Origin of the sequence: Janthinobacterium sp. GMG1 (assembly GCF_034427795.1) — a bacterium.
Classification (GTDB): Bacteria; Pseudomonadota; Gammaproteobacteria; order Burkholderiales; family Burkholderiaceae_D; genus Janthinobacterium.
Genome location: NZ_JAXQNT010000046.1, coordinates 1 through 538 on the forward strand (window position 1 = coordinate 1; position 538 = coordinate 538).

General features: G+C 54.1%; 1 rRNA gene. It reads left to right on the forward strand.

Annotated features, from left to right (window positions below):
• Positions 1 to 518 (forward strand): 16S ribosomal RNA (locus SJI03_RS28820); the annotation flags it as partial.
• Positions 519 to 538: the final 20 nt, after the last annotated feature.

A 538-nucleotide genomic window follows, 5' to 3' on the forward strand; every position in this document is an offset into this window, starting at 1 on the left:
GGAGTGCTCGAAAGAGAACCAGTACACAGGTGCTGCATGGCTGTCGTCAGCTCGTGTCGTGAGATGTTGGGTTAAGTCCCGCAACGAGCGCAACCCTTGTCATTAGTTGCTACGAAAGGGCACTCTAATGAGACTGCCGGTGACAAACCGGAGGAAGGTGGGGATGACGTCAAGTCCTCATGGCCCTTATGGGTAGGGCTTCACACGTCATACAATGGTACATACAGAGCGCCGCCAACCCGCGAGGGGGAGCTAATCGCAGAAAGTGTATCGTAGTCCGGATTGTAGTCTGCAACTCGACTGCATGAAGTTGGAATCGCTAGTAATCGCGGATCAGCATGTCGCGGTGAATACGTTCCCGGGTCTTGTACACACCGCCCGTCACACCATGGGAGCGGGTTTTACCAGAAGTAGGTAGCTTAACCGTAAGGAGGGCGCTTACCACGGTAGGATTCGTGACTGGGGTGAAGTCGTAACAAGGTAGCCGTATCGGAAGGTGCGGCTGGATCACCTCCTTTCTAGAGTTTGCACGAATCAG